General features: G+C 49.2%; 10 protein-coding genes. 6 read left to right on the top strand and 4 right to left on the bottom strand.

Annotated elements, in window-relative coordinates; all coding sequences use genetic code 11:
• The first annotated feature begins 28 nt into the window (after nucleotides 1-28).
• The 3 genes from trhA to OUY18_RS07355 all read left to right on the top strand — a co-directional run bounded on the left by trhA (nucleotide 29) and on the right by OUY18_RS07355 (nucleotide 2715).
• Nucleotides 29-715 carry a PAQR family membrane homeostasis protein TrhA gene (gene trhA, locus OUY18_RS07365; protein WP_268058115.1) on the top strand — a complete coding sequence of 229 codons (687 nt, stop codon included), beginning with the start codon at nucleotides 29-31 and terminating at the stop codon, nucleotides 713-715.
• Between the two features lie 87 nt (nucleotides 716-802).
• Complete coding sequence (locus tag OUY18_RS07360) at nucleotides 803-1747, top strand: alpha/beta fold hydrolase (protein WP_268058114.1); 945 nt, start codon at nucleotides 803-805, stop codon at nucleotides 1745-1747.
• A gap of 98 nt (nucleotides 1748-1845) precedes the next feature.
• A complete protein-coding gene (locus tag OUY18_RS07355) occupies nucleotides 1846-2715 on the top strand; it encodes a polysaccharide deacetylase family protein (RefSeq protein ID WP_268058113.1) in 870 nt (289 codons plus the stop codon).
• A 2-nt stretch (nucleotides 2716-2717) separates the two neighbouring features.
• Here the strand turns inward: OUY18_RS07355 and OUY18_RS07350 are convergent, their stop codons facing one another.
• On the bottom strand, nucleotides 2718-5054 hold the full coding sequence (locus OUY18_RS07350) for a cation-translocating P-type ATPase (protein WP_268058112.1): 2337 nt from the start codon (nucleotides 5052-5054) through the stop codon (nucleotides 2718-2720).
• Between the two features lie 273 nt (nucleotides 5055-5327).
• Between OUY18_RS07350 and OUY18_RS07345 the strand changes: the two genes are divergently transcribed.
• Nucleotides 5328-6545 (top strand): O-antigen ligase family protein, encoded by a 1218-nt coding sequence (locus tag OUY18_RS07345; RefSeq protein WP_268058111.1) that lies wholly within the window; start codon nucleotides 5328-5330, stop codon nucleotides 6543-6545.
• Nucleotides 6546-6697: 152 nt separating this feature from the next.
• Entirely contained in the window at nucleotides 6698-9352 is a 2655-nt protein-coding gene (mgtA, locus tag OUY18_RS07340; RefSeq protein WP_268058110.1) for a magnesium-translocating P-type ATPase, read from the top strand.
• A gap of 39 nt (nucleotides 9353-9391) precedes the next feature.
• Here the strand turns inward: mgtA and OUY18_RS07335 are convergent, their stop codons facing one another.
• From OUY18_RS07335 to OUY18_RS07325, 3 genes are all read right to left on the bottom strand, one after another.
• Nucleotides 9392-10672, bottom strand: coding sequence for a LysM peptidoglycan-binding domain-containing protein (locus tag OUY18_RS07335; RefSeq protein WP_268058109.1), 1281 nt, complete (start codon nucleotides 10670-10672; stop codon nucleotides 9392-9394).
• A gap of 375 nt (nucleotides 10673-11047) precedes the next feature.
• The gene (locus tag OUY18_RS07330) at nucleotides 11048-11320 is read right to left on the bottom strand and encodes a DUF1294 domain-containing protein (protein ID WP_268058108.1); all 273 of its coding nucleotides are present in this window, start codon (nucleotides 11318-11320) and stop codon (nucleotides 11048-11050) included.
• Between the two features lie 15 nt (nucleotides 11321-11335).
• Entirely contained in the window at nucleotides 11336-11704 is a 369-nt protein-coding gene (locus OUY18_RS07325) for a zinc-ribbon domain-containing protein (RefSeq protein ID WP_268058107.1), read from the bottom strand.
• A 116-nt stretch (nucleotides 11705-11820) separates the two neighbouring features.
• Between OUY18_RS07325 and OUY18_RS07320 the strand changes: the two genes are divergently transcribed.
• On the top strand, nucleotides 11821-13158 hold the full coding sequence (locus OUY18_RS07320; protein ID WP_268058106.1) for a glycoside hydrolase family 10 protein: 1338 nt from the start codon (nucleotides 11821-11823) through the stop codon (nucleotides 13156-13158).
• Nucleotides 13159-13250 lie beyond the last annotated feature (92 nt).

Here is a 13250-nt window from a genome sequence, read left to right as displayed (position 1 = left end):
TATATAATAATGAAAAGATGGTGATATCATGGTAGACAACAGTATCAACAAAACAGCCTGGAGGGCGGCCCGGCGGAAGGAACTGGAGCTGCCGGACTACACGGTTTTGGAGGAAATCCTCAATGCGGCAACGCACGGCGTCGGCGCGGGGCTTGCGGTCGCCGGTTTCGTGGCGCTTTTGATTTACGGGCGGCATGACGTGATGACGACGGCGGCCGTGTCGATTTTCGGCGTGACCATGATCATGCTGTATTCGGTTTCCACCCTGTATCATGCGCTTGACGTCTGCAACGGCAAAAAAATCTTCCGGATTCTGGACCATTGTACGATTTTCCTGCTGATCGCCGGTACCTATACGCCGATTGCGCTGCTATGCTTCGGCGGTTCGACCGGATGGCTGATGTTCACGATTGTATGGACGGTAGCCATTGTGGGGATTGTGCTGAACGCCGTGGACTTAAATCGTTTCAGGAAATTTTCAATGGTCTGTTATATTGCTCTCGGCTGGCTGGTGGTTTTTTTCTTTCAGCCGCTTATGGAAAAACTTGACCCCCGTTCCATTCTGTATTTAATTCTCGGCGGCGTGCTTTATACGGTGGGCGCCGCGATCTACGGTTTAGGCAAAAAGATGAAATATATGCATACCGTCTGGCACCTTTTTGTGCTGGGAGGAACGATTTTCCATTATTTTGTTATTTATAATATTGCAGTTTAAATTTGTTTACAATTCATACGATCTTTTTCCTTCCCTTTGCGATATAATAGGATATATGAAAAACAGCAGCGTAAAGAGGTGGGAAAATTGGATATTAAACAAAGAGAACTGTCTTTCGATTCCTGTGTTGAAGATGAAAGAATTTTTGTAAGAATTCTGGAGCCGGCGGAGAAAGCGAACGTGAGAGGCGTTTTGCAGATTGCCCACGGTATGTCGGAGCACAGCCTGCTTTACGTTGAATTTGCAAAGTATATGGCTGCCGAAGGCTTTGTGGTTGCGGTGAACGACCATCTGGGGCATGGAAAATCGGTTTCCGCCGGAGGTTCTTACGGGTATTTCGGAAGAGGCGGCTGTCAGAATCTGGTACAGGATATGCATAAGCTTTATACGCTCATCCACCGGGATTATCCAAAAGTACCTTATGTTCTCATGGGACACAGTATGGGTTCCTTATTGGTCCGGTCCTATTGCACACAGCATGGTGACGAGCTGGCCGGCGCCGTATTCATGGGTACGTGCGGAAGTACGAGCGAAGCCGCTTTTAAAGTCCAGAAGCTGATTTGCAGTACCGTCATAAAAAAGAAGGGCGAAAAGGGCCATGACGAGATTTTCCGGAAGATGGCGTCGGTAAAAAACAGCGGAAATTTTGCTCCCTTTTTCATTCCGGCGGACTGGATCTCGCGCGATACGGACGAAGTGGAAAAATATATTCAGGACCCGCTCTGCGGTTTTGATCTGACCGCGTCCGGATACCGGGACATTCTTCTTCTCCAGGAGCAGGTGACTGCCCCCGGGTGGTTTAAAAAAATGCCCCATATCCCTATTATGCTGATTTCCGGTGACAGCGACCCGGTCGGCGGGTTCGGAAAGGGCGTGCGCCAGACTGCAAGGAAGCTGAAAAAGACCGGCCACGATGTGCGGCTGATTCTGTATCCCGGTGCAAAGCATTCGGTCTTATGTGAAACCAACCGGGTTGAAGTATTCAATGATATTGAAAAATTTTTGGACGATATCCTTGAAGTGCTTTCTTAAAAGAAAAAGGACGGCGTTCAGGGCTTGACCCGGCGCTGTCCTTTTGTGATATCTTCCCTTTCGGCTCCATATATTTAGAACCGAAAGGAGTATGTTATATGTTTTTTACTTTACATATGCATAAAAAACTGCCGCTGCTCTTTGTTACAATCATAGCGGTTTCGTTTCTTTTATTCTGCGGCGCGGGAAATACCGCCAAGGCGAACGATAACGGCCGGGGTGTTAAGCTGCCGATTCTGATGTATCACAGCATGCTGAAAGAAGAAAAGTATCAGGGTGCTTATGTGGTATCTCCCGACATGTTTCAATCGGATCTGGAATACCTTAAAAAGAACGGGTATACCACGGTTGTCATGCAGGATTTAATTAATTATGTAAATAAAAAGGCTTCGCTGCCGGCAAAGCCGATTATGATAACGTTCGATGACGGATATTACAACAATTACCTTTACGCCTATCCGCTGTTGAAGGAATACCATATGAAAATGGTTCTCTCCCCGATCGGCGCCTGCACCGACATTTTTTCAGACAGCGGGGAAGCGGACCATCCGAATTATTCCCACTGCACATGGAATGAACTCAAGGAAATGATGGATTCGGGCTGTGTAGAAGTCCAGAACCATACTTATAATCTTCATTCGGGAAAAGGGCGCCGCGGCGCCGCGAAAAAATGGGGAGAAAGCGTCGGCCAGTATGAAACGGTTCTGACCACGGATTTAATGAAGGTGCAGAATGAGATAAAAGATCACACAGGCTGGCTGCCGACGACTTTTGTCTATCCTTTCGGAGAAGTCAGCAGCGCGTCGATTCCGGTGGTTAAAAAGTTGGGCTTTCAGGGCAGCATGAACTGCCAGTATAAAATGAACTACATAACGGAAGATCCGGAATGCCTTTATAATCTGGGCCGGTACTTACGCCCGGGAAAAGTTCCCACGGAAGAATGTTTTCGAACAATCGGGATTGATTAGGCCTATTTTGCCTTTTTCATAATGACTTTTTCAATCATGTGATAATATAAAGACATTAAGCTGGTTGCCGCCAGCAGCAATGGAACAAGAATCAGCACCATGGGCAGGGTTAAATTGACTAAACCGAAGAACGGCTTGAAAAAAAGGATGGCAACAATAAAGATGCCCGCCATCAGCCAAAACAGGACGGCATGCTTTACGTTGAAAGGAATACACACTTTAAAAAGAGTGTGCAGCCCGGTATAGCCGGTAAGAATCACCGCCAGTGTGGAAATCTGCTCGGGAGAAAACTGCAGGCTGCAGGCGATCAATACAAGAAAGAGAATGTTTGTCGACATTGTCAGCGCGCCGGGCAGGGATTTTTTCATAACGTTGACCATAAACCTTCCCTGAATGCGTTCCCGGTTTTGTTCCAGTGCGAGAATGAAGGACGGAATACCGATGCTTACCGCGTTAATCAGCGTGAACTGAATCGGCTGGAACGGATATCCGCAGCTGACAAAAATGAAAAGGACCGCGATAATTGCCGAAAAGATTGCTTTCACCATGAACAGGGAGGCGGAACGCTGCAAATTATTGATGGAACGCCTTCCTTCATTTACAATCCGGGGCATACTTGCAAAATCCGAATCCAGCAGTACGACCTGCGATACGGTTTTCGAGGCGTCGCTCCCGGAAGCCATCGCGATGCTGCAATCGCTTTCTTTCAGGGCAAGTACGTCGTTTACGCCGTCGCCCGTCATGGCAACCGTATGACCCTGTTCTTTTAAGGCTTTCACAAGGTCCAGCTTCTGCTGCGGCGTTACGCGCCCGAAGACGGTGTATTTTTCCGCCGCGGCCTTCAAATTTTCATTGTTCAGAAGCAGGGAAGCGTCGATCACATTATCCGCGTTTTTTAATCCCGCCTTCTTTGCAATATTTGCGACGGTTACCGCGTTATCCCCGGAGATTACCTTGATATCCACACCCTGATCGGCAAAGAACGAAAGTGTCCGGTTCGCGTTTTTACGGATTTTATCGCTTAACAGAAGCAAAGCAAGCGGGGTAATGTCGGACGGAAGCTCGTTCCCTTCCAGCGCATTCGGCGAGTGCGCCAGAAGCAGGACACGCTGTCCCATGGCGGAGTGTTCTTCGACAAGCGAGCTGATTTTACAGAATTCATCTTTCAGAATAAATTCCCCCGCGCCTAACAGATAAGTTCCCCCGTCACGGAAGGAGGCTCCGCTCCATTTGCGGGCGGATGAAAACGCGACCGCCCGGGTGCAGTCCCAGGACGGCGGGGTAAGGCCAAGCCCTTTGATCGCGTTTGCGGTGGGGTTTTCGTCGTTTACAGCGGTGATCAGCGCGGCGATTGCGTCTTCGGTGTCTTCTTTTGTGATATCGCAGAGCGGAAGGATGGCGTCCACCTGCATGCTTCCTTCCGTGATGGTGCCTGTTTTATCAAGGCAGAGCGTATCGACGCGCGCGAGCGTTTCAATGGAATACAATTCCTGAACCAGCGCCTTATGATGCGCCAGACGAATGACGCTGACGGCCAGAACGACACTGGTTAAGAGGACAAGACCTTCCGGAATCATGCCGATCAAGGCGGCAACGGTGCCGACTACGGCACGCTGGAAGGGATGTCCGGAAAAAAAGTACTGTTTATAAAATAAAAGGATGCCGATCGGTATGATTGAAAAACCGATGTACTTGATGATTTTATTGACCCAGTTCATGATTTCCGAGTTCGGCTTTTTTAAATATTTCGCACTTTTTGTAATTTTTGACGCGTAATTTTCCGAACCGATATGTTCAACCTTTGCGCAGCAGCTTCCGCTGGCGATAAAACTCCCGCTCAAAAGGTGATCGTTTTCCTTTTTCAAGATAGCGTCCTGCTCGCCGGTAATTAAAGACTCGTTGACCTCGCATTCGCCGTCGACGATCACGCAGTCCGCGCAGATCTGATTGCCGCTCGTCAGAATCAGGATATCGTCAAGCACCAGATCGCCGACCGGAAGTTCCTTTTTTATCCCGTCCCGCATTACGCCGGCTTTCGGCGCCGCAATCAGCTTTAGCCGGTCGATTGTTTTTTTCGCCCGGACTTCCTGTATCGTACCAATGAGAGCATTGCAGATGATCACGCCCATAAACAGAAGATTTTTATAGGATCCCACCATAACGATCAAAGAAGCAAGGATTACGTTTAAAATATTGAACGGCGTAACAACGTTGCCCAGCACAATCTGGCCGATGGACTTGGTTTTTATTTCATCCGTTCCGTTTACAAGTCCCCGCTGACGGCGGGATTCCACCTGCTCCTGTGTAAGCCCTTTGGAGCAAATTTCATCAAGTATCATGTATTTATCCCCATTCGTGTATGATTCGCATTGAAATTCATTATACTATATAGGACAGAACGAAACTCAATTTGTAAAAAACTTTAAAATTTCATAACAATTTTCGTCAAAACGTATAGATTATGAATAGGAAAGACCACATATTCGATCATAATTTATCTTGTTTCATATTGGCATTATGGTATAATAAAAAAATGTGAAATGCTGAGTATACCTTTTTCACAGATCGTAAAATGAAAAAAGGGGGTCTGAATCTTATCAAGTATGTTGAATATGATAAAATTTGACTTTCAAAAATCAAAACTTCCGGTTCAGGATATCGACAGTCTGCTTGTTTTATTGCTGGCGGCTTCCATATTTGTGCCCTTTTACTTCAGCGTTGTTGTAACCAGCGGTATCGCAATTATGACGATGATTAACTGTAAAGTAAGATCAAAGGCATTTTCTTCTCCCTATTCGAAGTTTCTTCTCGGTTTTCTGATTATTCCGTTTTTTATATCCGCGATCTACAGCAACTACTGGGGCATGCTGTACGCAATTGTTATTCTTGCAGTGGCGACCTGCGCGTTTTACGTCCGGAGCGTGATGACCCGTCCGCTTTTTGACAAAGTGATGGATCTCTCCTGCGTTGCGAGTATCTGGTGCGCGGTAATTGCCGTTTACCAAAAAGTAACCGCTTACGGCGCTGCGCCGAAATACCGCCCGATTTCCGTATTCCACAACGCAAACTGCTACGGGATGATGATTGAATTTATCATCATTATTGCCATGTATCGCATCTTTACAAACAAACGCGGAAAGAAGTTTTATCTTGCCGTAATCGGCGCCAACCTGGTTGGCCTTTATTTGGCGGCCAGCTGCTCCGCTTTTATTGCTACCGCATGCGCCGTAATGATCATGCTGGTGATGAAGAACCGGTACGCACTTGCGCTGGGGTTGGTTTTCGCTGCGGCGTCTTTTTTGACGATCGGGGTTATTTTCCCTTCGATCTTCCCAAGAGGGCTGGAAGCGATCGACAGCACCTGCGGGCAAAGGCTCTCCATTTGGACTACCGCGATTAAAGGCATTGCAAGGCATCCTATCTTCGGAACGGGTGCGCTTTCCTATCAGATGATCTGTGAACAGCTAGGCGGCTACAAAACCTATCATTGCCACAATCTTGTTTTGGATACCCTTTTAAACTTCGGCTTTGTCGGTTTTGGAGCAATCGGAGTTTATGTTCTTACTCAGCTGAAGCTTTTATGGCTTCGTTTCAAAAACAATATCGGCAACAATATGAATATTCTTTTTACGGCGGCGTTGGTTGCTACAGCCGTACATGGGATGACCGATGTGACGATCTTCTGGATTCAGACCGGTTTACTGTTTATTTTCATGTTTTCAGCGATGGGGATCGGTTCGGAGTGCCTGGAAAGTCAGCTTCGCCTGCCTTCCCTTGTGCCGGATTATGCGGAAGAAGCACCCGCTCAGCCTGTGTACCTAAAGAACTGATGATTTTTAAATTCTCTTGCTTTGTTTAATAGAGCTGTCATCTGCCGGGAATGAAACAGGCTGTGATAGCAGACGCAATGAAATCGTCCCCTGCCTCACAGAAATCAGGCGGGGGACTTTTTTTCCGAAAGATCCCGCGGGAGGTGTTGAAAATGAAGAAAAAGAAAAACCAAATAACGGATAGCAGCGCGCAGACCATTGCGAAAAAGCTCAAAGAATACTCGAACATGGAAAAATACATTCTGCTCTCCACCCTTAAGACGAGGGAAAAAGGGCTGGACATTGTTGATGTTGAGGTGTTCTCTGAACAGTACGGGAGCAATGAAATTTCGCATGAAAAGCCGAAGCCTTGGTATATCCAATTAATCAAGGCGTTTGAAAATCCGTTTACCTTTGTATTGCTGGCAATCGCCGCCATCTCCTTTTTCACCGAAGTTGAGCTTGCAAAGCCGGAAGACCGAAGCCCGGCGGCGGTGATCGTGATTCTTACTCTTGTGCTGATCAGCGGCGGCCTGCGTTTCTTTCAGGAATTCCGTTCCGGGAAAGAAGCGGAAAGCCTGAAATCCATGGTAAAAACGACGGCCACGGTCATACGCCGTGAAAACGGACGCGAAGAAATTCCGATGGCCGACCTGCTGCCGGGCGACATTGTCGTTCTTTCGGGCGGCGATATGATTCCTGCGGATTTGCGGATTTTAAAGGCAAAGGACTTGTTTATCAGCCAGTCGGCCTTGACGGGCGAGTCCGAACCGATTGAAAAATTCCCCGATCCGGACAGAACGAAAAAGGACGACAACCTGTTTGACCTTCGGAATATCTGCTTTATGGGAACCAACGTTGTAAGCGGCTCGGCCCTTGCCGTTGTGCTTGCCACCGGAGACGACACCTATTTCGGCAACATGGCCAAGGCGCTGTCCGGGGAACGCGCGCCCACAAGCTTTGACAAGGGCGTAAATTCCGTCAGCTTCCTGATGATCCGTTTTATGCTGGTTATGGTTCCGGTTGTGTTCCTGCTGAACGGCCTTACAAAGCACAACTGGCTTGATGCGCTTCTGTTTGCCATTTCCGTTGCCATCGGTTTAACGCCGGAAATGCTGCCGATGATCGTAACGACGAATCTGGCCAAGGGCGCCGTCAGCATGTCCCGCCAGAAGACCGTTGTAAAGCATCTCAATTCGATTCAGAATTTCGGCGCGATGGACATCCTCTGCACCGATAAAACCGGTACGCTGACGCGGGATGAAATCGTTATTGAACGCCACCTGAACGTACAGGGAATTGAAGACCAAAGGGTTTTGAAATACGCTTACCTGAACAGTTATTTCCAGACCGGGCTGAAGAACCTGATCGATCTGGCGGTGATCGATAAAGCCGGGGAAGAAAGCGTAACGTATTTAAATAATGAATATATCAAAGTGGATGAAATCCCGTTCGACTTTGCGCGCCGCCGCATGAGCGTCGTGCTGAAAAACCGCGAGGGGAAAACGCAGGTTATTACGAAAGGCGCGGTCGAGGAAATTTTGCAGATTTGTTCCTACTGTGAATATCAGGGCGAAGTCCTTCCGCTGACCGAAGAACTGCGCAAACAGGTTGTCGATATGGCGCAGGAGCTGAATTCCCAGGGAATGCGGGTCATTGCCGTCGCACAGAAAAGGGACCCGTCCGACGAAGGCACTTTCGGAGTGAAGGATGAAAGCGAAATGACGTTGATGGGTTACCTCGGCCTTTTGGACCCGCCGAAGAAATCCGCCTCTGCCGCCATTCGTGCGCTGGGAGAATACGGCGTTGAAGTAAAGGTGCTTACGGGCGACAACGAAGGCGTAACGCGGAAAATCTGCGGCGACGTTGGTCTGTCGGTCGATAAAATTCTTCTCGGCTCGGAAATAGAGGAAATGAGCGAGGAAGAACTGATGCGGCAGGCGGGGGATACCACTGTTTTCGCCAAGCTTTCTCCGATTCAGAAGGCGCGCGTTGTCAACGCGCTGCAGGAAATCGGCCATACGGTCGGGTTTATGGGTGACGGCATCAACGATGCGCAGGCACTCAGCAAGGCCGATGTGGGCATCTCCGTGGATACGGCGGTGGATATCGCCAAGGAAAGCGCCGACATCATCCTTTTGGAAAAGGATTTAATGGTGCTGGAGCACGGCGTCATCGAAGGACGCAAAATCTTTGGAAATATCATTAAATATATTAAGATGACCTCCAGCTCCAACTTCGGGAATATGCTGTCCATGCTGGTCGCGAGCGCATTCCTTCCGTTCCTGCCCATGATGCCGGTTCAGATTCTTGTACTGGATTTGCTTTATAATATTTCCCAGATTTCCATTCCATGGGACAACATGGACGTGGAATACCTGCGTGTGCCGAGAAAATGGGATGCTTCGAGCATCGGCAAGTTTATGATCTGGATTGGGCCGGTCAGTTCCGTTTTTGATATTGCAACCTATCTTCTGATGTGGTTCGTGTTCGGCTGCAATACCGCGTCGAACCCCGCTTTGGTTGCTCTGTTCAATGCCGGATGGTTTGTCGAGAGCCTGCTGTCGCAGACTTTGATTATCCATTTGATCCGCACGCGCAAGATTCCGTTTATACAAAGCCGCGCAGCGGCCCCTGTTGTGCTTCTGACGTCCGTTATTATGGCAATCGGCATCCTGATTCCATTTACGCCGCTCGGTGCTTACCTGGGGCTTGCAAGCCTTCCCGCGGCATACTTCGGCTGGCTTGCGGCAATTATTCTGGGTTATATTGCCCTTGCTCAAATTGTGAAAATGATTTATATTAAAGTCAACCGTTCGTGGCTGTAAATAAAAAAGGACCTGGCCGGCCGGCCAAGTCCTTTTTTGCTATAAAACTTTTTTTGTGTCAAACATATTGTCCTGTACCACCCAGTTTTGCGGGAAGAAGCTGTTGATCGTCCAGTAGCTTACCCCGCCGAGACTGTATTTGCCGACCAGCTTCAGTTTCGCTTCGATACTTCTGGCGTCTTCAAACCAGACGATGTGCTGGCGCCCGCTTTTGTCGTAATAATTAAAAAACGGGGTCTGCGCCGTCTGGTCAAACTGGATGCGCGCGCCGACCTGTGCGGCAAGATTGACCGCGCCGACGTTGGTCAGCGGGCGCGCCGCGGTACCTCTGACAAAGGGCAGTGTCCAGTCATAACCGTAATTCGGGATTCCCATGAAAATCTTTTTGCTCGGCATGACAGACACAGCGTACACCAGTACGTCTTCCACCAGATTAACAGGGGCAACCGCCCGGGGCGGCCCCATCAGATATCCCCATTCGTAGGTCATCAGGATGACATGGTCGGCCAGGATTCCGTGGGTCGCGTAGTCGTGCGCTTCATACAGAAGCCCCGGCTGGCTTCCGTTCGTCTTCGGCGCAAGAGCCGTTACTACAATATACCCGAGGGAATGCATGCGGTTAACCGTTTTTCTGAGGAAGTTATTGTAATTCTCTTTGTCCCTCGGGAATATGTATTCAAAGTCAATATTCAGCCCGTAATAATTCTTCTCCTTCATAATGCTTGCAACATTATCCAGAAGGGTGTTCTGAAGGGATTCACTCGTCAGAATGGTATTCACAAGTTCGCTTCCGAAGCCCCCGCTTTCTTTTGTGTTTGTAATGACCATCATAGGAGCAACGCTCTGCCGCCGGGCCGCCTCGATAAGAGGGCCGTCCTGAATGGGAGCCAGGCTGCCGTCCGGTTTGACACGATAGCTGAAGATACTTAGGTAGGTTAGATGCGGCAGGGTTTTTTCCAGCGTAGCATTGTCGATATCGGTTAGCGCGTAGCCGTTTGCTTCCATCGTTCCTAATTTTTCAGTAGCAAACGGAATGATGATAATCTGGCCAACGCTGATTGCGGAAGGGTCGGTAATCCCCGGATTTGCGCTTAATATCCGGAAGACCGTCGTATTGTACATCCGCGCAATGGAATACAGCGATTCACCGGGCAATACCGTGTGGCGCACACTGTCCACGTCAATCACGATTGCCTGGCCGATTACAAGATGGTCGATATTCTCCAGACTGTTATCGGCTATGATTTTTTGAACGGTGACACCGTACTTTCTCGATAAAGCATATAGGGTATCACCCTGTCGGACAGTATGTATTACCAAACCCATCACACCTTTTCATTCATAATCACCGTACGGCTGTTAACAGATGCCGTTTCTAACAGTATATGAAATCCGGAGGCGGGGTATTCCTCAGGCTGTCGATAAAGTCGGACGCACAGCGTCTTTCGCCGTTCCCCCGCGCCGCAAAAGCGGCGCTCCTCCACGGGACGGTTACATCGAGCCTTCTGCTCGTCCAAACGGCTTCGCGAGGGGTCTGCAAAAAAACTGCTTTGTAGTGGCTATGATCACATACAGCAAGTATGCTCCCTCATTTGCCGCGCTTGCCGCCTTGTCTTGCACGATTTCTCGATGCCTGACAAGTTTTTCGACACTCCCAGCGTATTCCCTAGATTATGTATGAATCCGGACGGATTTTCAACGGATTAACAGATACATTGCTACCACCAGCTGCAGCGTGATGATAACCGGGATACCGTACATAAACTTTTTGTGATGCGTTTTATGGTGAATCGCATACATGGTAAGCAGCATGCCGACGGAGCCGCCGATAACGGAGAGAAAAAGCAGGGCGTCTTCCGGAACGCGCCACCGCTGCTTTTTCGCGTTCTGTTTGTCGATGATTGTTACAATGACCGCAATGAAATTAATAATAATCAGGTAAGTACACCAGTATATATAATAAGGCATGTCTTTTCCTCCCTTTTATCGCAGGCTTGCGCCGCAGTTGGGGCAATACTTGCAGCTTTGGTCAACAGGGCTGTTGCAATGCGGACAGGTCCTTCGGTAAGCGCCCTGCACGAGATACATTTTACCCGGATCAATTTCGGCCGTATACTCTTTTTCAATGCGTTTTCCTTCATCGACCGAAAGCTCGTAAACCGCGCCGCAGTTGGGGCAGGTGACAAAATACCGTTTGCTGAAACGGAACAGGGGAATGAAGAAAAAGGTAAACTGCTGAAAGGTACAGATAACCGCCGCCATCGCTCCGGTTGTTGAACAGCAGGAAAAAAATCCGCATTTTCTTCTTCCCAGATCGTGCGTACCGGTGGTTATTCCAACGATAAAAAACATAAGCATGCCCCCAACGGAATGTATTAAATTGTATCCTACACTATGGAGCCATTTCTGTCAACAAATATCCCGGGGAAACAGAAAGCGGAACAGCAAAATGAAAGGACGGGGTTTCTATGGTAATCAAGCTTTTCGACCGGCACAGCATCTTTGTCTGCGTATGCCTGCTTGCGGCGGCGATTGCCGTTTCCATGGCGTTGAATATTGAAAACAGAAAGGGCGGGGCGATTTCCGCTGTTTCTTCGCAGGCCGCGCCTTCCGCTTTTCAGCCGAATATCGGTACGGCCTCCGCCGAAGCACAAAGCATACCGGAACCGGATACGGCGCCTGCGGCCGCATCTGTTCCAACCGAGGAGGTAAAGGCGCCCGCCAATGAAATGCGCGCGGTATGGGTGCCGTATATGAGTCTGGATATGAGCAAAAGCGACGATAAAAGCGAGGCGGCCTTTCAAAAGAAATTTGATGCGATCGTATCCGGAGCGAAAAACTGCGGAATGAACACGCTGATTGTGCAGGTACGGCCGTTCGGCGACGCTCTGTATAAGTCGGCGTATTATCCGTGGAGCCATGTGGTCGGCGGTACACAGGGGGTGAACCCCGGCTACGACCCGCTCGCGGTAATGGCCGCGTCGGCGCATAAGGCGGGCATGAAACTTCACGCGTGGGTGAATCCGCTGCGTATACAAACGTCGGCAACGCCGTCCATTCTGGCGCAGGGGAACTATTATAATACATGGAAGAGCGATCCTTCAAAAGCCGGCTGGACGGTGGACTGCCCGAACGGCAAATATTACAATCCCGCCTACCCGCAGGTTCGCAGGCTTATTGCGGACGGCGCCAAGGAGATTGCGAAAAACTATGATGTAGACGGGATTCAGTTCGACGATTATTTTTATCCGACGCAGGACGCTTCCTTTGATAAAAGCGCGTATGACGCCTATTGCGCCGGCGCTTCCAAAAGCGGTACGCCGGTCGGCCTTCTGGAATGGCGGCAGGGGAATATCAATGCGCTGGTGTCGCTTGTGTACAGTGAAATCAAGACGGTCAAGCCGAACCTGCCGTTCGGAATCGCGCCGCAGGGCAACGTTCAGAACGATAAAAATATGGGTGCCGACGTTGTCTCCTGGTGCAGTGCGCGCGGATATGTCGATTACATCTGCCCCCAGCTTTATGTGAACTTCGAAAATCCGGTTCTGCCGTTCGATACGGCCGCGCAGAGCTGGCGCAAGATGGTGGTGAACACAAATGTAAAACTGTACCTCGGGCTTGCCGTTTACAAAAGCGGTTCCGACGCGGACAGCGGGACCTGGAAAAAGTCGAATAATATTCTGGCCCGGCAGGTTGAAACGGGCCGAAAGGCCTCCTGTGACGGATTTATGTTTTATTCCTGGGATTACCTGAATACCGATCAGACAAAGGAAGAAGTTCAGAATGTGATGAAAATGCTGAAATAAGTTTTGTTTATGAAATCCAGAATTTTGTTTCGGTTAAAATCCTGCTTTCGTCCGAAATACCCGAATACAAAAAGTTCCTGTTTTCTTGTCGG

This window comes from Caproiciproducens galactitolivorans (genome assembly GCF_026672255.1).
Taxonomy (GTDB): Bacteria; Bacillota; Clostridia; order Oscillospirales; family Acutalibacteraceae; genus Caproiciproducens; species Caproiciproducens galactitolivorans_A.
This window is presented reverse-complemented; position numbering and strand designations above follow the sequence as displayed.